Annotated in this window: 18 protein-coding genes; 1 reads left to right on the forward strand and 17 read right to left on the reverse strand. The window is 34.4% G+C overall.

The window, feature by feature from the left end; genetic code table 11:
* Positions 1-195 precede the first annotated feature (195 nt).
* From NMS_RS09775 to NMS_RS09855, 17 genes are all read right to left on the reverse strand, one after another.
* Positions 196-948, reverse strand: a complete 753-nt coding sequence (locus NMS_RS09775) for a SpoIIAA family protein (protein ID WP_158448993.1) — start codon at positions 946-948, stop codon at positions 196-198.
* 622 nt (positions 949-1,570) lie between these two features.
* Entirely contained in the window at positions 1,571-2,062 is a 492-nt protein-coding gene (locus NMS_RS09780; protein WP_052476897.1) for a hypothetical protein, read from the reverse strand.
* A 545-nt stretch (positions 2,063-2,607) separates the two neighbouring features.
* Complete coding sequence (locus NMS_RS09785) at positions 2,608-3,015, reverse strand: hypothetical protein (protein ID WP_041496541.1); 408 nt, start codon at positions 3,013-3,015, stop codon at positions 2,608-2,610.
* A 111-nt stretch (positions 3,016-3,126) separates the two neighbouring features.
* The gene (locus NMS_RS09790) at positions 3,127-4,074 is read right to left on the reverse strand and encodes a hypothetical protein (protein ID WP_041496542.1); all 948 of its coding nucleotides are present in this window, start codon (positions 4,072-4,074) and stop codon (positions 3,127-3,129) included.
* 568 nt (positions 4,075-4,642) lie between these two features.
* A complete protein-coding gene (locus tag NMS_RS09795) occupies positions 4,643-5,281 on the reverse strand; it encodes a hypothetical protein (protein WP_041496543.1) in 639 nt (212 codons plus the stop codon).
* A gap of 617 nt (positions 5,282-5,898) precedes the next feature.
* Positions 5,899-6,777: a hypothetical protein gene (locus NMS_RS09800; RefSeq protein ID WP_148311371.1), complete on the reverse strand. Its 879-nt coding sequence runs from the start codon at positions 6,775-6,777 to the stop codon at positions 5,899-5,901.
* Between the two features lie 155 nt (positions 6,778-6,932).
* Positions 6,933-7,418, reverse strand: a complete 486-nt coding sequence (locus tag NMS_RS09805; protein WP_041496545.1) for a hypothetical protein — start codon at positions 7,416-7,418, stop codon at positions 6,933-6,935.
* 602 nt (positions 7,419-8,020) lie between these two features.
* A complete protein-coding gene (locus tag NMS_RS09810; RefSeq protein ID WP_148311372.1) occupies positions 8,021-8,659 on the reverse strand; it encodes a hypothetical protein in 639 nt (212 codons plus the stop codon).
* A 721-nt stretch (positions 8,660-9,380) separates the two neighbouring features.
* Positions 9,381-9,740 carry a hypothetical protein gene (locus NMS_RS09815; RefSeq protein WP_041496547.1) on the reverse strand — a complete coding sequence of 120 codons (360 nt, stop codon included), beginning with the start codon at positions 9,738-9,740 and terminating at the stop codon, positions 9,381-9,383.
* Positions 9,741-9,894: 154 nt separating this feature from the next.
* Positions 9,895-10,848: a hypothetical protein gene (locus NMS_RS09820; protein WP_148311373.1), complete on the reverse strand. Its 954-nt coding sequence runs from the start codon at positions 10,846-10,848 to the stop codon at positions 9,895-9,897.
* Positions 10,849-11,306: 458 nt separating this feature from the next.
* Positions 11,307-11,768: a hypothetical protein gene (locus tag NMS_RS09825; RefSeq protein WP_041496549.1), complete on the reverse strand. Its 462-nt coding sequence runs from the start codon at positions 11,766-11,768 to the stop codon at positions 11,307-11,309.
* A gap of 276 nt (positions 11,769-12,044) precedes the next feature.
* Positions 12,045-12,791, reverse strand: a complete 747-nt coding sequence (locus NMS_RS09830; protein ID WP_041496550.1) for a hypothetical protein — start codon at positions 12,789-12,791, stop codon at positions 12,045-12,047.
* Between the two features lie 2 nt (positions 12,792-12,793).
* On the reverse strand, positions 12,794-13,519 hold the full coding sequence (locus NMS_RS09835) for a hypothetical protein (RefSeq protein ID WP_041496551.1): 726 nt from the start codon (positions 13,517-13,519) through the stop codon (positions 12,794-12,796).
* A complete protein-coding gene (locus tag NMS_RS09840) occupies positions 13,516-15,999 on the reverse strand; it encodes an ATP-binding protein (RefSeq protein WP_041496552.1) in 2,484 nt (827 codons plus the stop codon). Before NMS_RS09840 ends, NMS_RS09835 begins: the two co-directional genes overlap by 4 nt.
* On the reverse strand, positions 15,999-17,225 hold the full coding sequence (locus tag NMS_RS09845; RefSeq protein WP_041496553.1) for a DNA cytosine methyltransferase: 1,227 nt from the start codon (positions 17,223-17,225) through the stop codon (positions 15,999-16,001). Before NMS_RS09845 ends, NMS_RS09840 begins: the two co-directional genes overlap by 1 nt.
* Complete coding sequence (locus tag NMS_RS09850) at positions 17,222-17,446, reverse strand: helix-turn-helix transcriptional regulator (protein ID WP_029448989.1); 225 nt, start codon at positions 17,444-17,446, stop codon at positions 17,222-17,224. The genes NMS_RS09845 and NMS_RS09850 overlap by 4 nt, the downstream gene beginning before the upstream one ends.
* Positions 17,447-18,194: 748 nt before the next feature.
* A complete protein-coding gene (locus NMS_RS09855) occupies positions 18,195-18,884 on the reverse strand; it encodes a hypothetical protein (RefSeq protein WP_148311374.1) in 690 nt (229 codons plus the stop codon).
* A 519-nt stretch (positions 18,885-19,403) separates the two neighbouring features.
* Here NMS_RS09855 and NMS_RS09860 point away from each other — a divergent pair.
* Positions 19,404-20,252: a tyrosine-type recombinase/integrase gene (locus NMS_RS09860; protein WP_041496555.1), complete on the forward strand. Its 849-nt coding sequence runs from the start codon at positions 19,404-19,406 to the stop codon at positions 20,250-20,252.
* Positions 20,253-20,391: the final 139 nt, after the last annotated feature.

A 20,391-nucleotide genomic window follows, 5' to 3' on the forward strand; every position in this document is an offset into this window, starting at 1 on the left:
AATAATAAAAGCGATAGGCTTTACTAATTCAAGGCGGCCTTTGAGTGATTTTCAGGTTTAGAAAATGGCTATGAAGATTTTTTTGTGTAAGCTGATTACTTTGCAAGTACTTATCAAACTGAAAATCCGCGAGGATTTTCAGAAATAGGCGAGAACAAGAAATTACTAATAGCCGTTATTGGCAACTGTCTTTATTTAATTTGATACCCATTTTCGAGCATCATTCAATTCATTTATTTTATAGGTCTTTATTTTCATTCCTGGGGTTATAAAATCAGCAACTCCTGATAGCTTATCAATCCACTTTTTATCTGTTACTATGGCGTATTTCCCAACCTTCCCTATTGCTTTTAAATCTACCTGAATTCCTTTCATAAATGTTTTTAGGTTTTCAAGGGCAGGAAACGAATGTAGCACAATTATTAAATTGATTTTTTCTTTTGATTTTCTGTCAAGTATTTCATAAAGTGCACTCATAGATGTATGGTCTAGCTTGTCGTGATGCAATTCAACCTCAAAAACATCATCATCTATTTCATTTATGGTCACATCCGTAAGGTAGTCTTCAGCTCTGTAGGTCTTTTTATCAGTCTCTTTCAACCATTGGATTGCTTCATCCCGTTGGGATTTATCAAAAGTTTTTATAGGCATGTTTGGGGTGAAAAAATTGGCTGTCGGGACTAAGTTGGCCATTAATTTCTTGTCAGACAGTATAGCATATTTTTCAATGACATTGAGCGATGCTGTTTTAAGTTTGAACAATTCATCAAGTGACGAAAAATCTTCCGGCCACGGCAGTTCCTCCATAACTCCTAGCAAGCTAATTTTATCGTTATTTTCCTTAAATTCTTGGAACGATTTCATTAAGTTCTTGGCATCGTTTTCGGTTAATTTACCTTTTGCGTGAAATTCATAAATGTTCGAGTTTTCGATTTTCTTTAAATCCATTTCTCTTAATTTTAATGTTTGTTTTAGCTTGTATATAATGGCAAAGGTATAATGCGTGTGAGGCGTTCCCTCACGTTTGGCTGTTACCTTGCCTTTTAATGGTTTTGTTTGATGAAGATAGTTAATGTCATTGAATTGTAGCCTCGCGTTGAGCATCTTGCATCCGACGAGCACAGCGAGAGGAATGCACTGCCTGATGCGCTTTATGCCATGTTCGTGTCAGTTGGTGGAGGAGGCGATGCCTTAGCTAATTACAAACCAACTTTTCGATCAGGTGTTTCACACCTTTGCCGTTTCTGTCTCCGACGAGCGAGGTAGGAGCGAGAGGAAGACACTAGAGTAGATCGGGAGTCTTGAAATTTTGTGATCCTTTTGATTGATGGATAGTTTTGGCAATGCTCGCATTCGAATCGTTTAGAAATCTAGGCCTTAGATTCAAAATTTCATAGCGGAGAGCTACGGCCGCAGGCAATTGGCCTGAATGTGATTGTATAAGATTAGTGGCGTGCTTAAGCACTTAATTTAGCAAATAAACACCAGATAGAAAATCCGCAAGGATTTTCGTAAGTAGGCGAGAACTAGCCATTAATTTTATACGGTGTTGTAAGCTGGCTTTTTATTTTTAAAATTTCCACCAAGGTTTTTTCGGTTCCATTGGTTGAACTTCAGTTTCTATTTTCCAAAAAGCACCATCGTATTTTTCATCAGCTTTTTTGTTTGTCAAACTAACTCCATATGGATAAATTCCGTCTTCAAGTCCGTTTTGAATTCTTTTCATTAATCTTTGAATTGGCCAACAACGAGTTCCGTCTGCTAAATTCACTTCGATATTCACTTCTCCGTTCGGGTCATTGTCGTCCGTAATCCATTTTGAATCAGGAACATTTTTAATTAAAGTTTCTCCGATATAAGAGCCTATCGAAAATATAGTTCCACCAAAATTTTTGGAAAGGCGACCACCTTTAATCGGTTGTCCGTCTTTCGTATATTTTTGGATAAATCGGTCGATTTCAATTAAACTTCCCATTGAGTAGTCTAATTCGATTCCGTCGGATTTGAACGCTTTTACAGTCCAATCAGATTGCTTTTTTATATCTTCTAATAATGTCGCCATTCAGTATTTTTAGCTTGCTTACAACGGCAAAGGTATAATGCGTGTGAGGCGTTCCCTCACCTTTGGCTGTTACCTTGCCTTTTAATGGTTTTGATTGATGAAGATAGTTAAAGTGATTGAATTGTAGCCTCGCGTAGAGCATTTGGAACGCCTGATGCGCTTTATGCCATGTTCGTGCCAGTTGGTGGAGGAAGCGATGCCTTAGCTAATTACAAACCAACTCTTCGATCAGGTGTTTCACACCTTTGCCGTTCAGGCCAATTGAGTGGTTTGGGAGTCTTGCTATTTTGATGAGCTGACGTGATGTTTGATTCAGGTTGAACAACCGTTATTTATGTTAGAATCGCACTAGTTTGAAGAGCTGATCAAAATAGCATAGCGGAGAACTACGGCCGCAGGCAATTGGCCTGAACGGTCTTGTATATGAAAAGTAGCGGATTTTAATCACTAACTTTTTGGATTATAACTGACCTATAATTTATTCATTTTCTTTCGTTTAAGCTTTAAACTGTTATTTTTTATATACGTTGTTAGCAAACGTACTTTTATTCTATTCCGTTTTCAGCGAGTAATTTGTCAAATGCTTTTCCGCCCCAATCCTTTCTTAAATTTTCGTTTTTTGTTCTTGCATTTAAAATCTGCTTATTTATGTCTTGATTATCATAAGAGATTAACGCTTTGGTAGCAGACAAATAAATATGTGCATTCCATTCCATTTCTAAAATTTCTATTAACGGTTTTACAAATGATTTGTCTTTAATTTCAGATGCTTTTGTAGCATATAAGGGGAAATTATGAACGTTTGATTTCTTTATGTTTTCCCTGATTAATTGAAACCCAAAATCTCTGTCTTTATTTATTATTAAGTCCAGCATTTGTTCATTCAAGCTTTTTGTTTCTTCAAAATTGTCAAAACTGAAATTCGCAATGTCCAATTCATTAGGGTTTTGCATACTTTTTTTAGTCAATTCAAACGTCTTACTTGAATTTAAACTGCTTAAATACTCAAATACCTTTGGCGAAATTTTATTTTCTTCTTCCCATAGCTTCCATAGAAGTTCGTCTTAGCTATCAGATTGAAATTCGTTTAATGCGGAAAAAATCATATTCAAATGATATTTTCTAATATTCTTGTGCTCGACTTGTGTAAAAGGTATCAGTAATTGGTTTTTTGCTTCTTCATTCTTATAGCTTGCAATTGCTCTGTATAATTGTGTCCATTCATTACTATAATGGGTGTTATCCAAAGTCTTTTGAAGCTGTGATTTTAAAAATGTAAAGAATTCTGAATTTGGAAAATTACTTATAGCTTTATATGTATGAAAATATCCGCCTTCTTCAGAATTGTCTTTTTCTCGATTATTGAGAATGAGTTCAATATCCTCTACTTTATTGTATTTGGCTAATTTAACTAATGCAGATTGGTCATTTTTTTCAAGGTATAATTCTTTGATTTTCCCATAATTAGATTCAGATGATTCTATTCGCTGAATTGCACCATACTTGGCATTTAGATTGTTATTTGAGTATACTAACAAGCTGTCCAACTCTCGAAATTGTTGTTTGTTAAGTTTTTTCGAATCTAAATCCACGTATTGAGGTGTTAGCACCTGAATATAAAAATCGCCAACTTTTTCTTGTCCTCCGATACAACCAAACTGTGTACTAATTAATTCATCATCGTTCAAATGGTTTTTCACGATTTTGAATAAGTCAACATTTTTATTGTAAGATAAAGCCCAAAACGAATAGCTTCTAACAACTCCATTAGGGTGATTAGTTAATTCAATCAATTCACTTTCAGTTGCTGTTTTTTTTAAAGTTTCAAAGTTGTCCCATTGTTTTGGTCTCATTCCAGATGAGTAAACCGCAGAACTCATCAATTCATTGACTTTCTCAATTTTCTTTACTGCCTTTTTAGTTTTGTTCGAGATTTTACTATCATCATAATTGCTTTGAGCAAAAGATGAAATGGTTATAAACAGAATTATGATTGTTTGCAGTATTTTCATTTCGGTATGTTTGCTAACGGCAAAGGTATAATGCGTGTGAGGCGTTCGCTCACCTTTGGCTGTTACCTTGCCTTTTATTGTTTTTGGTTGATGAAGATAGTTAATGTGATTGAATTGAAGCCTCGCGTTGAGCATTTGGAACGCCTGACGCGCTTTATGCGTTGTTCGTGCCAGTTGGTGAAGGAGGCGATTCCTTAGCCAAGTACAAACCTATTCTTCGATCAGGTGTTTCACACCTTTGCCGTTTCTGTCTACGACGAGCGAGGTAGGAGCGAGAGGAAGACACTAGAGTAGATCGGGAGTCTTTAAATTTTGAGGTCTTTAAGACTGATTACTATTTTTGGCAATGCTCACATTCGAATCGTTTAGAATTCCAGGCCTTAGATTCAAAATTTCATAGCGGAGAGCTACGGCCGCAGGCAATTGGCCTGAACGGTTTAGGCTATGCGCAGTTGCGTGTCTCAGCCTTATCTTTCCAAATATACCCAAACCGTAGAAAATTCCGCAGGAATTTTCGGATGAGCAAGAACCGAGCAATTGCGTATAGCCAGTGTTGTGAGCTGTACAATTACGGCATTTGTTCAATGGTATAGATTTCCACCAATCTTTTTTTTACCAGTTCCACCAAAAAACTGTGAGAAGTTCTTGTAGGGTTTACACCAGAATTCCCATTTGTAAAGTCAAAAGAAACCAAGGGTTTACCATTAAGTGAGCCGTCATTGCTCAATCCTAATATATTCATAGATGAAATTGAAAATGGATTTTCGTTGATTTTTGTAAAATTCTGCATAGTTCCGTCGAAAGCTTTTACCATTTCAAAATCAATGTTATTAGAAGAATAGTCCGCGTCTTGTCCTTGCATAGAGTAAATTAAAGATTTTAATGAAAAGGCACCGATAATAATATTATGTTCCTCGCTTAACTCTTTTTTAGTAAACCACCTTATATTAATTTGGTTGGAAGCTTCGTAGAATTCTTTTGGCAGATAGATTTCATTATTTTCAACTAATGCTATTGTACGATATGATACACCAACTTGGCTGAAAGTCATCAACTCGATATTTCGTCCACCCTGACTGTTTAGCTTGAACCGTATATTTTCATCAGTATCTAATGCTATTATATCGGTTGACGAATTTCTGTTTTTCCAGAGAATATCATTATTGGTAATATTGAATACTTCTTTTAGTAATTCTATTGGTTTCATAAATGTTGAATTAGTTTTGTAGTATAGCTCACAACGGCAAAGGTATAATGCGTGTGAGGCGTTCCTTCACATTTGGCTATTACCTTGCCTTTTAACGGTTTTGTTTGATGAAGATAGTTAATGTCATTGAATTGTAGCCTCGCGTTGAGCATTTGGAACGCCTGATGCGCATTATGCGTTGTTCGTGCCAGTTGGTGGAGGAGGCGATGCCTTAGCTAATTACAAACCAACTCTTCGATCAGGTGTTTCACACCTTTGCCGTTCAGGCCAATTGAGTAGATCGGGAGTCTTGAAATTTTGAGGTCCTTTTGATTGATCGATAGTTTTGGCACTGCTCGCTTTCGAATCGTTTAGAAATCCAGACCTTAGATTCAAAATTTCATAGCGGAGAGCTACGGCCGCAGGCAATTGGCCTGAACGGTTGTGTATATGGCTCGTAGCGTACAAACTAGCGATTATTTTTCGGTTAAGCACGAGCCGAATTTTTTAATTTTCTTATTACCTTTTCTTTTCAATAAGCCAAATTAAAAAATTTGGCGGACTTGCAAATATGCATTAGCTTAGATTAAGCAACTAATTAGCTATGAGCTATATACGGTGTTGCCCACAGTATTTTTTCAGAGTTCAATTCCGTATTTTCTCAATGTTGCTTTAAACCAACCAGACTTTCCTTTCCAATTGTCATAATTTCTCAATTTTTCAATTGCAATTTTTTTGTAATCGTCATTTTTACTTTCCAACATTATTTTAGTAAACAAGTGTAAATTGACAACTTCATTTTCGGTTTGAAATTTAGCTTTTGGAAAGTCATTTTTTAAATAATTTTCTAATTCCTCCGAGTATTCAGACGAGTAATATTTTTTTAAATAATCAAATGCATAAGCATTATTTTTACTAACAGCCAATTCCGTAATTCGAGGCAAATAATTGTCTTTGTGTTTTCTATTCTTAAAGGTTCTATCATAAAGTAGCCAATAAACTTCTTTTTCTGAATAGATTATCACGCTATCTAATTTTTCCATAGTCAAGTCAGTTGCAAGTGCTTTTTGCATTGCTAAATCTTGCTCGTAATTATTGCCTTTAATTTTTCGAGACTCTTCTAATCTGATTTTATTCCAATATTCGTGATAAATAATTGATGAAACTGGGTCAATTCCCATTATACAACCTTCAAATGTCTCAACCATTTCATTTTTCTGTAATTCAGCTGATAGTAATTCAGGAACATTTCCTTTGTTTGACTGAATGAGCTCAATCGAAGCGTAAGTCCGAATTATTGGATTTTCGTGTCTTGATAATTCTATTAGTTCTTTTTCGGATAGTTTTTTCTTTAATTTTTGAAATCTTGCGTATTGTGGACTTACCATACAAGCAATTCCGACACAATAAGATTCCACTGTATTTACTTTAATAATTGAATTAATCAGTTGTTCTTTTGTTTGCGAAAAACAAAGACTAATTGTCAAACTAAATATTATCGTGAGTAGTTTTTTCATATTGTGGGCAACGTGTTTGGCTATGGTTTCGTTGCGGAATGGTTCGGCAGAATTATTCCGCCGTAAACCAAAGTTAGTAAACACGCAGGAATTTCCGGGAGGAAATTCCGCCGCAATGAACTATAGCCGTTGTTAGGTGTAGTAATTTTCTGATTTCAAACAGCACTAATTATTGCCAAATATAAGTTTGCTGCATAACCACAATAAATCAATAGTTCCTCAATTTCAAATTCCGAATTGTAGTCAGCCATTTCAACATCATAATCATAATTTAATTTCGTCCAGTTATTTACTGAATTTAGTGAAAACTGATGTGTCTCAGATTCATTAAAAACTTCAAATCTTAGTTTCCATTTCGCTTTGTTTTTCAACAAATAGTTAAATTCTTTTCCATTTGCTTTTTCTAGCCTAATAACCATATGACCTTTGAGGTTAAAGGTAATGTCTCCTATCTGGCTTTCATTCTTAAAAATATCGACTTTACTTGTCCAAATATTTTTTGGCTTGATTACAATATTGTTTCCATTTAATGCGGTTTGAGCTTTTTCCGAAAACCAATTAGTATAAGCTAATTCACAAACCTCATCATCATTCTTGATTAGTTTAAAATTACCTTTTCCAGAACTTGATATTATTTTCATTGCATTTGTTTTTTATTACACCTAACGGCAAAGGTATAATGCGTGTGAGGCGTTCCTTCACGTTTGGCTGTTACCTTGCCTTTTAATGGTTTTGATTGATGAAGATAGTTAATGTTATTGAATAGAAGCCTCGCGTGGAGCATTTGGAACGCCTGATGCGCTTTATGCGTTGTTCGTGCCAGTTGGTGAAGGAGGCGATTCCTTAGCCAAGTATAAACCTATTCTTCGATCAGGTGTTTCACACCTTTGCCGTTCAGGCCAATTGAGTAGATCGGGAGTCTTGAAATTTTGTGATCCTTTTGATTGATGGATAGTTTTGGCAATGCTCGCATTCGAATCGTTTAGAAATCTAGGCCTTAGATTCAAAATTTCATAGCGGAGAGCTACGGCCGCAGGCAATTGGCCTGAACGGTTTTGTATATGGCTCGTAGCGTGCAAAATAGCGATTACCTTTCAGTTAAACACGAGCCATTTTTTTTAATTTTATTATTATCTTTTTTGTTAATAAGCCAGATTAAAAAATTTGGCGGACTTCCAAATATACCATAACTTCAATTAAGCAATCAATTAGCTATGAGCTATATACGGTGTTCTACATCGTATTACTTCGCTCTATCATATCTGAAATCATTGAGTGTAATAGCTATTGTTTCGTTATCCCTTCTCAGGATATCGCATTTTATAATTGGTTCAATATAATAAGCCCAACCATGAGGTCCATCTACTGGCTCGCCACCAAGTTCAATTAGTATCAGTTTAACCAATATATTTTTCTCTTTAAAAGGTTCATAAGTAAAAATAGCTTTTCTTGAGAAAGTATTATTCGCTATTTCTATTTCATAAATATTAGTAGAATTTTCGATTCGAACTTTCCCTTCGGAATCTGTTTTTAAAATTCTTAACGTATTAAGTTTTTTGTCTCGCAAAACAACGTTCACTGAAAATTCAGGAAAACTATTAAATGTGTTTATTACAGTAATTTCACTAAAATTTTTATCTTTTTCCGATGAAATTATTTCGATTTCACGAGTTGCGTAAGAGAAAGGTAATTTTTCGCTTTTTTTGAAATTAAAAATTAAAGTCGTATCTGTTCTTATGAACGTTCCAGCAGATTTGAAAGATTCAGCATTACTTTCTTCAATATATTTAAACTTAGAGTTTTTAAGTATAAATTTTGATTTTCGAAGTCCATTATCAAATTCATACACTTCTTTACTGCAACTTATAAGAAGTACAGTCATTATAAGCATTGTTATGATATTGGTTTTGGTCATATGATGTAGAACGGCAAAGGTATAATGCGTGTGAGGCGTTCCCTCACATTTGGCTGTTACCTTACCTAAAATTGATTTAGATTGATGAAGATAGTTAATGCAGTTGAATTGAAGCCTCGCGTGGAGCATTTGGAACGCCTGATGCGCTTTATGCGTTGTTCGGGCCAGTTGGTGAAGGAGGCGATTCCTTAGCCAAGTACAAACCTATTCTTCGATCAGGTGTTTCACACCTTTGCCGTTCAGGCCAATTGAGTAGATCGGGAGTCTTGAAATTTTGAGGTCCTTAGGACTGATTACTTGTTTTGGCAATGCTCACATTCGAATCGTTTAGAAACCCTGGCCTTAGATTTAAAATTTCATAGCGGAGAGCTACGGCCGCAGGCAATTGGCCTGAACGGTCTCGTATAACCGTCAGTTACGGGTTAAATTAGCGTTTATTTTCGGTTTGGCACAGGCTTTAGCAATTCCGAGTGGATTCGGACGTAGTCGAATCCGCCGTAATTGCGGTTATACATTGTTGTAAACAGTTTTTTATTCTTTCTCATTTATTGATTTCAGAGTGTATTTGTCATAAGCTATTAAGTCAAACACTTTGGATTCTCCGGTATTCAACCACTTTTTATAAATCAGTTTTCCGTTCATATAAACGTACAATTCGTTATCCTTTGTTTCTTTTTTGAAAACCATTTTATCCTTGCCAAACTGAAAAGTCAGTTACGATTCCATTTTCGTTAAACTCGATTGTCAAACTTCCAGTATTTATTCCGCGTTTTGACATTCCTAAATAATATTTAAAGTCCGTTTTCACTTCTGAATCTGGTTTTCCCAATAGTTCAATAATTTCCGTTTTCGATTTTCCTTTCAGTTCGTAATTATTTCGCAAACTGTTCATCATATCCCAACGCAATGACCATTCAGATTCCGATTCCGTCCAGTTTTTCCACTTTTCAGAGTCAAATTTTTCGTGAGTGATATTTCCTTTCAGAACAAATCCGATTAGAATTAGCATTCCGAAAATCAGAAATCCGTATTTTAATGCTTTTCTCAATGTTTGTCTTAAATTGTTTACAACGGTCTCGTATAACCGTCAGTTACGGGATTAAAGTTAATGATTTTCGGTTAAGAACTGACGTTAGTAATTCCGAGTGGATTCGGACGTAGTCGAATCCGCCGTAATTGCGGTTATATATTGTTGCCAGCAGTTATTTTTTCCATTTTACTTGGTCAGCAAAATTCTTAAAATCTGCAATTGTTTGTTCGTGCTCTTCCATTGCTGTTCCTCGAATCATAATATAGTTTAGGTCATTTTTCAATAATAAATAATATCGTTTATTCCCATTTTCTAAATTGAATACACCTTCGTAAGCGTCTTGTCCATTTCGCTCCGTTTTAAATTTGTCAACATCATTTAATGAGGTAAGCTCTTTGAAAGTTTTCTCAAAGTCTGATTCATTTCTAAGAACTCCATAAACTATTGCTAATGATGGGTCTTTTTCTCTATTTTTTCTTTCATTCCCGTCTCGCGTATAAAAGTGCGTGTTCTGTGATTTGGTAAAATGTTTGAATCCATTGTAATTGCCGTCAATAATGAATGGTGATAGGGCAAGAGGATTAACAACTATACTTTTATCATACTTTACGTTCTCTAACAGGAATTCAATTTCTTTCTCAGATTTTTCATCGTTTAGAAAATGTTTTGCTGTTAGAAAAGTACAAAATTCATTATCTCCAAAAAGTACCATTCGGATTTTCAAACTATCAGCTGATTTTACAATCAACTGTTTAGCATTAAATCCATCTATTAGATATTGTTTAGTGTCTAAAATTTCTCCGCCACTCCTTTCGATAAATGCTTTATTTAAGTTTTTAGCTTGACTTTCAAAACTATCATTTAATAACTCAGTCACAAGAATCATTGCATCGTTGGCATTAACAAGTCCAACTATTTTTTTCGATTCGGTAAAAGACGATTTTGGAAATAAAACTTTAGTCCCAACAATATTTATCAGTTCAGAATTTTCAATCGATTCAGTTTTTGAATTGTTCTGACCGCAAGAATTTAGAATAAATGCAAAGACTATAAAAATAAGTAATGTTGTTTGTTTCATAATTGCTGGCAACGGCAAAGGTATAATGCGTGTGAGGCGTTCCTTCACATTTGGCTATTACCTTGCCTTTTAACGGTTTTGTTTGATGAAGATAGTTAATGTCATTGAATTGTAGCCTCGCGTTGAGCATTTGGAACGCCTGATGCGCATTATGCGTTGTTCGTGCCAGTTGGTGGAGGAGGCGATGCCTTAGCTAATTACAAACCAACTCTTCGATCAGGTGTTTCACACCTTTGCCGTTCAGGCCAATTGAGTAGATCGGGAGTCTTGAAATTTTGAGGTCCTTTTGATTGATCGATAGTTTTGGCACTGCTCGCTTTCGAATCGTTTAGAAATCCAGACCTTAGATTCAAAATTTCATAGCGGAGAGCTACGGCCGCAGGCAATTGGCCTGAACGTTTGCGTATAAGAATAGTTGCGGGTTTGCGTGCGAGGAATTTCCGCAGGAAATTCAGATGTAGCAAACACGCAACTACCTTTGATTTAGCACTAAACAGCAATTATTTTTATACATTGTTGTGTGCAGTTATTTTATTCCGATTTTTATTTTTCGGTTCTGTTGTTTTTAAAACTCTATTTATTATTATTCCAACATACGAGGTCAGAACAATAATCAGCGATATTATAATTTGCCAATATTCCGATTCCAAATCCTCAAATAATAATTCGAATTGAGGGATTTGGACAAAAGTCAAAATTGTTATTAGCGCTAAAAAAATCAACAATGATTTTAAATTCCGACTTTTTGATTTCGAGTTATATCCGATTAAGAGTTCTTTTGTATAGAAAATCAAAAGTCCAATTGTCAAGACATTCGGCAAGAATAAATTCCAAAATCCATATTTTTCCTTAAACAGATTTCCAAATGTTAAATAACCAAAGGTCAACCAACCAAAAATATAGATTGTGAATAAGGTCAATCCAATCCACAATAATTTAAATAATAATTCTGGTTTCCATTTTTCCATTTCTGATGCTCTAATTGCACACAACGGTCTAGTATAAGAATAGTAGCGGGTTTTTACACACTAATTTTTCGGATAAACACAGACCTTTTATAAATTTACTTGCTTTTGTTTTAGCGATTAATCCGCTATTATTTTTATACATTGTTGTAAGCTGGCTTTCTACGTTCTGCTTTGTTTTTCGAGGTTTTAATGTTAGTTCGAAAGTGAGAGTTGGCGTGAAAGCTCTTTGCAACCGCAGACACGAGGATTGCAATGTGCTTGAACATCAGCGTTGGCTTACACAAGTAACTTTTCTTTTCCATTACCATACACTTTTATTTCCTTTTTAAATGTATAGAGGTAATTTGCAATTAATTTTCTCTCACTTATTTTTTTCTGATTAACTAAATAATGACTTATTTTTTGATTCGTTACAAAATGAATGAGGTCAACTAATTCTGAAAAGGTATAATTCTTATTAATTCCAATGCCAATGCTCTTCTTAAAAATGTCGTTAATCTCAGTTTTAAGAGCTTGCTCTATTTTACCAAGTGAAACACCAGATTTACTTTCTTCCCCTTGTTCTTTTAGCTCTTCTATTGAAGTTGGTAAATCTCCAAATCCTAAAAAAACTTTTGCTCCATTTTCAACTGATTTTCGTCCTAATTGAGCATTAGAATTACAAGATAATGCAATGACTTTTTTTTCATTAAAAACACTCAGGTTTTGTTCATTTATAAAGTTGTCCTCATAAAAATATTTATCCGGTTCTTCAGATTTCACAAGTTCATTTTCTAAAGTTCCATAATAATCTCCTTTTGCTCCATAAAGGCAATTACTTTTTCCGTGACCCATAAACAACAATAACCCGTTAACGGAAAAATCTCGAATGGTGCTCAAACATTGATTGTGTGAGGTTTGATTTGGCTTGACGCTGAAATAATGTAAGTCATCTGAAAACTCTCCTTGTAAATGACTTTTTATTCTATCTAAGAAACTCGTTGATTTATCATAGGGATGAACAATTAAAATCTTTTTACTCATACCTAAATCTTTTCTGTTAGATATGCAATGACTTGTTGAATTATTTCTCTTTTAAACTCAACTCCAAGAATATCATCATTATCTAAGACGTCTGCAACTTCTGCGTAAGACATCCCATTAAATTTCTCGGTTACAAAATTATTTTCAAAAACAAAATCGGGATACAATCTTAAAGCTTGTGTTACAATTAGTTCTGTAGATTGAATGTCATCTTTTAAAAACTTTAAGATAATGGAATCTCTGTCATCTCTATCTAAATATTCGTGTACACTATATTTTATTAATGACTTTATTTTTCCTAAACCCTTTTGTTTAATTATTGCTCTGTCTGGTTCGTTTGCTGTTTTTAAAATTCCTAAGTTAGGTTCAATTATATTTCTAAGCACTTGGTCCAAAACACCAGAGTAAACTAATTTAGGCGTGTACCTAAATAACCTTCTGTTATTGAAATTGCGTAAAAGTTCTACTCCATTAATATCCTCATCATCTAATTCATAATCAAAAGCAATGATGTCGAATACTAGATTATGGTATCTTTTTTTGGCTTCTTTTTCAACTTTATCGATATCAATTTTTCCTAAAGAAAGAACTTCAGTAAATGCGGTATTCCCAACATCAAATTGTCTGCAATCTAAATCAATTCCTTGATGTCTTGCATCTCTAACCAATTGCTTAATTTCTTCAGTTTGGTCATCATTATCTATGATTAAACAACTTCTTTTTATCATTTAATTATTATTTCAAAACAGGCTCCTTTAAGTTTAACATTATTGCCAATTAATTTAATAGTTCCATTCATAGATTTTAAACCCTCCCTTACAGAGTTTAAACCAATACCAGAACCGCCATTTGTTGTTGTAATACCTAGTTCAAAGATTTTGTTTTTTGACTTTTCATCTTCTAAGAATTTTTCCGCTACACCTTTACCATCATCGGAAAAAAGAATTCTTAATTCTTCTTTTGAAGGATTAGTCATATCAATTTCAATTAAACTAGCACCTGCTTTTTCAGAATTTGATATCAGGTCATCAAGAACAACGGACATATCAAGTACACTAAACTTTTTTGTTAATGACGTGTCCTTTTCAACAATCTTGAATTCAAGCTCATTCCTTGGGTATATGTCAGAATAAATTTCGATATACTGTTTGATATATTGAACTACATCAGCTATTTGAGCATTTCTATCTGTTTTGAAGTTGGAACGTGTAATTATTTTGCTAATCTTATTTGCCTTTTCAGATTGAAACTTAATAGCTCCTAAGGATTTAAGTAAGGAATTTTTGGTATAGGAATCGTTTAATATCTTATCATATAAATTATCTACACTACTACTTATTTTTCTAGAAGTAATTTTTATGTTGTGTACTAAACCTTTGGCATCTTCTGTAAGTGTTCTGGAAGATGTTTTTAAGTAGGTGTTCTTTTCTTTTTCTAATTCTAATTCCTCTTGAAGTTTTTTAGCTTCTTCTTCTAACCTGATAGCCTCATCTTCAAGCTCTTTTGTTTCTTCAAACTTCTTTTCAAGCTCTAATTTTAATTTACTCTGTTCCTTTTTAAGCAGTTCAATTTGACTTGCTTGACCTGGGAAATTTTCTATTTCATTTTCTGAGCTTTTTAAATCATTGATTAGTTGTGTTATTTGTTCAGAGGATAGTGTTTTGTTGTTAAGTTGTCCTACAATAGAATCTATTTCAGCTTTAGCTTTTTTAGCCTGCTCATCGGCTAATTCTGTAACTAATTCTTTATTAATAGATAACGATATTATTTCGTCATTTTTAGCATTTATAATTTTTTCAATTATTGATATTACACGCTTATTTCTTGTTAGCAAATCTTCTTTGTACTCTTCTTTCCCTTCGTTCCAGTTTTTGTCATCTAGTACCTTTTTTTCAATTGCTGACTCTTTTAGCGGTGTACTGTCCCATTTTATTCCTTCATCTACAAATCGTTCAAGTCTTCTAAAAGTTTTAAAATAATAACCGTATGGTGCTGAGTTTTTAGTCAGTTGTTCATAATGTTTATTGTTGTCAACACCTGAACGGTTTGAAATAATAAAAAAATCTTCTTTTTCATCATCTAACTCAACTCCATTTATTTCGATACGACCTATTACCTCTCTTGTTCCTAAAAACCTACTGTGTCCTTGTCCTTTTCTTAACTCCATACCCAACCAATCATTCCCTTGGTCTCCGTATGGTGGTATTCTAAATCCATTAATAAAAAGGAAAATAGAACCAAAATCTACAGACCTTATTCCAGTCTGTCTTTTGAAGTATGCCTTTGAATAAGGATTTAAGTAGTATATGTTAACTTCGATATCCTTTAGAAGGTCGAAGGGATTATGTTCTTTAAGTGTAAAAATTTCATTGCCTCTATCTCGTAGTACTGTTGTTATAGTTTTTCCATCTTCTGAAATATTAGCTTTTATGTAAGTAGCTTTGAAATCTAATTTGTTAAAAATCCTATTCTTGACAACACCGTTTATTTTCTCACTTTCTGGTAAACCACGCTCAATTTTTTTGAATTCGTCCGCTTTTATAATTACGTCAAAAGATTCAGCTTCAAAGTTTTGATTTGGATTAATGAAGCGTTCTAGTTGTCTTTTTAGAGATTGAATTTTTGACAAATCCCAATCTTCTCTCAAATTACTGATAAACAGAGTTGTACCTTCCTCAAATTTTTCAAGTTGAGTTTCTTTTACATATTGTTCAATCGGAATCTTATCTAATTCGAAATCTACATCTTGAATATTTTTTTCAATGTCATCAACTTTTTCAAATTCAGTCCAGTCTATAGAAAGTTTTAAAAATGGTTCGTCATTTTTTTTAGTGTAAATAACCAAGGATTTGCCTAACCTATCGCAGGAAAATCTACCAACTCCTTTATTACCTGCCAGCTGTCTATTAAACTCTTCTTTTTTAGATTTTTTTTCAGAATAAGCAATATTTAACCATTTGTTGATAAGGTCATATTCGGACATCCCTGAGCCGGTATCACGAAGTATAATCTTAGATTGGTTATATTTTTTATATTCTTTTGTGGAAAGTTCAGTTATAACATCTCTGAAAATTATTTTTGCTTCATTAGAACCTGCATCAAATGAATTTTTGACCAACTCCAATACAGCAATATTGTCATCTGTAATTAAATCTTTTCCAATTATACTTTTTAAGAGGATATTTGTTCTAAAACTAACTTTTGCCATTACAATATCGAGTTTAAAACAAATCCGACTTGCTCGCCAAATAAAGGTGGTATCGCATTACCTATTTGAGAATATCTAGGTACTTCTTGAGTTCTTCTTTTTCCTCCTGTTGTGTATTTACCTTTGAACTCATACCAATCGTTGAAGGATTGAATTCGGGCATATTCTCGGACAGTAAAAATCCTTGGTTCACAATAATGAATATAATCGTCAGGTAATGTTGTAATGGTTGGTGTTGGTAATGCTCCTGATAATGGGATAATAGTCCTTTTTTTAAGGTTAAACCTATTTTTAATATCGTCTGAAAGAGTTTTATTTTTATCGGCATTTTCGAGTATAAATTCGAATTTTTCGATTGTAGTAGGGTTGTGTTTCGCAAATCTGTGACTATCAGGGATTTTCGCTGAGTAATCTCCTTTTAGAAGTTTTTGATATTTGGATTTAGTTTTGTTGTAAAAACCTGCCTTAAATGATGAAGTGTCAGGTGATACTGTTTCACTAATTCTCAATAAATCGGATATAGCATCTTCCAAGCTATTTGTAATTCCTATTCCTTTATTAACAAGAAATTTTTCTCTTTCCTTTCTTATAGAATCAAAAAAATCTGTTGGTTTTGTATTGCTTGCTATGTCTTTTCTAATACCAACTAATATGAAACGAGTTCTTTTTTGAGGAACTCCATATTCTGAGAAGTCAATTAGTCGACCTTCTACTTTGTAGCCTAAATAATTTTTATCCTTTGGGGTATATTCTAGAGCACTTTTCACGTATTCGGAATACACCTTTCCTTGAATTTTATTTTTGTCAAACTTTTGAGTAAACCCTTTTACATTTTCAAAAAAGATAACTTTTGGTTGTACTTGCCTAATAAATTTGATGTACGATTTGATTAATTTATTTCTCGAATCATTTTCAATCCTTTTGCCTGCTGTTGAAAAACCTTGACAAGGTGGTCCACCAGCGACCATATCAATAGTTCCTCTTAAATTGATTAATTCTTTCGAGTGGTTTTTAATTATTTGATTTATGTCGTGGTTTGATTGTGCCAACCAATTTGGCCATTCAAAATGACTATTGTTTTCAATTAAATTATACTCTAAGGTTTTAAAAGCATCAGGGCTTTTTTCTACTGCAAACTTTCCTTTCCAATGTCCAGAATTGAATAATCCAAGTGATAGTCCACCACAGCCAGCAAATAGGTCGATATATGTTTTCTTTTCACTCATATTTGCTCTGTAGAATTTTTTGTTGAGTATAACAATTCACGAATATCAACATCTAATACGTTTGCTGTTTTCAGTAGATTTTCAAGCGATGGTTGTCTGGCATTAGTACACCATTGAGAAATTGTCGATGCATCTTTTCCAATTTGTTCAGCTAACCATTTGTTTTTTCTCCTTGTCTCAGCAAGAACAACTTTAATCCTGTTGATTTCCAATTCAGCCAATTTATTTGTGTTTAACGCAAATATATTAACTTATTCGGAATAAAATTTACTTTTCTTGATGTTTTTTCAGGGTGGCGGTGGGGAAGTGAAAGCTCTTTTTATTTTGTGAGGCACGAGCAAAATGAAATGTGCTTGAACGTGTGGTGGCTCTTTTTTCAGCTTGCTTACAACGGCAAAGGTATAATGCGTGTGAGGCGTTCCTTCACATTTGGCTATTACCTTGCCTTTTAACGGTTTTGTTTGATGAAGATAGTTAATGTCATTGAATTGTAGCCTCGCGTTGAGCATTTGGAACGCCTGATGCGCATTATGCGTTGTTCGTGCCAGTTGGTGGAGGAGGCGATGCCTTAGCTAATTACAAACCAACTCTTCGATCAGGTGTTTCACACCTTTGCCGTTCAGGCCAATTGAGTAGATCGGGAGTCTTGAAATTTTGAGGTCCTTTTGATTGATCGATAGTTTTGGCACTGCTCGCTTTCGAATCGTTTAGAAATCCAGACCTTAGATTCAAAATTTCATAGCGGAGAGCTACGGCCGCAGGCAATTGGCCTGAACGGTTTTGTATATGGCTCGTAGCGTGCAAATTAGCATTGACTATTCGGTTAAGCACGAGCCGAATTTTTTAATTTTCTTATTACCTTTTCTTTTCAATAAGCCAAATTAAAAAATTTGGCAGACTTCGCAAATATGCCTGAACTTCCGATTAAGCAACTAACTAGCTATGAGCTATATACGTTGTTGTGGCTAGTTATTCCTCGGTTTGCATTTCATCGTTTTCAAATTCTGGCGGTGGCGGTGGAATAATCCTTTTACCATTCATATGCGAAAAATCGAAAAATGAAAACCTTGTATCATTTAGCTCATCTATTCCTATTCTTTTTCCGTTTGATAATTTGTTATATGGTAAACTGAACCATTTTTCAGACAAGTATTCTTTATAATAATCAATTCCAATACTTACTTCCTCTAATGCTAATTTGAGTGATTTTATCGGAAAGGGTTTTTTATAAATTACAACATCAAAATGGACTTTCGAGATTGAATCCCACATTTTTGATTCTGGAATTTGAACGTCATATTTGTGAGTTGATACATTTGGAATTCCGTTTTTCAAATATTCAAATGTTATATATCTTAAAGAATCTATTTTCTTCAGTTCGTCATCAAATAAAATCTTTTCATTATCCACAATACTAATAGATGTGTTGTATTTCCCACATCCAAAATAACCTTCCACGCTATCTCTTAAAAAAAAGTATTCTGACAGCGCTTTTTCAAAATGTTTAGATTTTGGGTTTTCTTGAATGAATTTTGAGTAGTCTAAATATTCCCTAGACTTTTCAGTTTTCAACCACCTAATTTCAGTTTGGTCATTCTCAACTTCCTTGCATTGAATTGCCAAAATTAAAATCAGAAAAATGTTTAGTGATGTTCTCAATTTTTTTTTATAATTAGCCACAACGGCAAAGGTATAATGCGTGTGAGGCGTTCCCTCACATTTGGCTGTTACCTTACCTAAAATTGATTTAGATTGATGAAGATAGTTAATGCAGTTGAATTGAAGCCTCGCGTGGAGCATTTGGAACGCCTGATGCGCTTTATGCGTTGTTCGGGCCAGTTGGTGAAGGAGGCGATTCCTTAGCCAAGTACAAACCTATTCTTCGATCAGGTGTTTCACACCTTTGCCGTTCAGGCCAATTGAGTAGATCGGGAGTCTTGAAATTTTGAGGTCCTTAGGACTGATTACTTGTTTTGGCAATGCTCACATTCGAATCGTTTAGAAACCCTGGCCTTAGATTTAAAATTTCATAGCGGAGAGCTACGGCCGCAGGCAATTGGCCTGAACTAGTGTATAGAAGCAAGTTACACATTAACTTCATTTAAATCAAGCACTTTCAAATCCTAAAAAGCTATAACATGTCGTTTTTTTAAGTGACTTTCACGTGAAAATATCAGCATGTTTCAAGACTTCAACACCTTGCTCCAGATTAAGAAATACAGCAGCAACACCATCAGGTCTTACATAGGACTATTACAGGTGTTTCAAGACTTTTTAGGTTTTCAAATGCCTATGGAACGGTTGGAGGATTACTATCTTTTTCAGAAACTGGGCGAGTTAATCCTCACTAAAAGTTACGTATATACAACCCAAAAGCAATTGTTGAGCGCTGTCAAACTATACCTGCTTGAAATGCATAAGAGAGAAGTTGATTTTAAAAAATTACAACCTAGGGCTCCGCAACAAGTACTGCCCCAAATCCTATCTCTAGAAGAGGTGACTTTATTACTCAATAGAACAACAAATTCTAAACACAAAGCCATGCTGACTGTGGTTTACAGTCTAGGATTAAGAAGCGGTGAATTGATCCAACTTAAAATTTCTGATTTTGACAAACACCGCAATTGTGTATTTATAAGTCAGGCCAAAGGTCGTAAGGATAGAATCCTGCCTTACCCTGATGCCCTTAAATCTATATTGCGAGCCTATTATCTGGAATACAAACCTAGCAACTACCTTTTTGAAGGTCAGAAAAAGGAAACTTATACCACAGGATCGCTGCGCGCAGTATTCAATGCTGCTTGTAAAAGAGCGGGAATTACTAAGCAGGTCACCTGTCATAACCTCAGACATTCCTATGCTACCCATTTATTAGAGGCAGGTACAAATTTAAAGGTGATTCAAAACTTATTAGGACACACTAATATCAAGACCACCTTACTCTATACCCGGGTTTCTGATCGCAGCATCGTCAATACCAGCAGCCCGCTTGATTTTTTGAAATTAGATCATGAAAAAGTCAGTTAACTTGAAATGTCCAAGTCCTAACCAGATAACATTACCCATCCATAACTCACTCGCACAATTAGAATAATTAAGAATCCCTACCTATCTGTAAAGTTCAAGGTTTCCTTGGTGGCTATGAACACCTCTGCGATTCTATGAG

This window comes from Nonlabens marinus S1-08, from assembly GCF_000831385.1.
GTDB lineage: Bacteria > Bacteroidota > Bacteroidia > Flavobacteriales > Flavobacteriaceae > Nonlabens > Nonlabens marinus.

What these genes read in the sequence shown, in the direction of transcription:
- NMS_RS09785 (WP_041496541.1), bottom strand. Translation starts at nt 3,015, where the DNA reads ATGCAAAACCCTAATGAATTGGACATTGCGAATTTCAGTTTTGACAAT.
- NMS_RS09805 (WP_041496545.1), bottom strand. Translation starts at nt 7,418, where the DNA reads ATGAAAATAATATCAAGTTCTGGAAAAGGTAATTTTAAACTAATCAAG.
- NMS_RS09775 (WP_158448993.1), bottom strand. Translation starts at nt 948, where the DNA reads ATGGATTTAAAGAAAATCGAAAACTCGAACATTTATGAATTTCACGCA.
- NMS_RS09800 (WP_148311371.1), bottom strand. Translation starts at nt 6,777, where the DNA reads ATGAAAAAACTACTCACGATAATATTTAGTTTGACAATTAGTCTTTGT.
- NMS_RS09845 (WP_041496553.1), bottom strand. Translation starts at nt 17,225, where the DNA reads ATGAGTGAAAAGAAAACATATATCGACCTATTTGCTGGCTGTGGTGGA.
- NMS_RS09810 (WP_148311372.1), bottom strand. Translation starts at nt 8,659, where the DNA reads ATGACTGTACTTCTTATAAGTTGCAGTAAAGAAGTGTATGAATTTGAT.
- NMS_RS09825 (WP_041496549.1), bottom strand. Translation starts at nt 11,768, where the DNA reads ATGGAAAAATGGAAACCAGAATTATTATTTAAATTATTGTGGATTGGA.
- NMS_RS09860 (WP_041496555.1), top strand. Translation starts at nt 19,404, where the DNA reads ATGTTTCAAGACTTCAACACCTTGCTCCAGATTAAGAAATACAGCAGC.
- NMS_RS09840 (WP_041496552.1), bottom strand. Translation starts at nt 15,999, where the DNA reads ATGGCAAAAGTTAGTTTTAGAACAAATATCCTCTTAAAAAGTATAATT.
- NMS_RS09780 (WP_052476897.1), bottom strand. Translation starts at nt 2,062, where the DNA reads ATGGCGACATTATTAGAAGATATAAAAAAGCAATCTGATTGGACTGTA.
- NMS_RS09795 (WP_041496543.1), bottom strand. Translation starts at nt 5,281, where the DNA reads ATGAAACCAATAGAATTACTAAAAGAAGTATTCAATATTACCAATAAT.
- NMS_RS09835 (WP_041496551.1), bottom strand. Translation starts at nt 13,519, where the DNA reads ATGATAAAAAGAAGTTGTTTAATCATAGATAATGATGACCAAACTGAA.
- NMS_RS09830 (WP_041496550.1), bottom strand. Translation starts at nt 12,791, where the DNA reads ATGAGTAAAAAGATTTTAATTGTTCATCCCTATGATAAATCAACGAGT.
- NMS_RS09790 (WP_041496542.1), bottom strand. Translation starts at nt 4,074, where the DNA reads ATGAAAATACTGCAAACAATCATAATTCTGTTTATAACCATTTCATCT.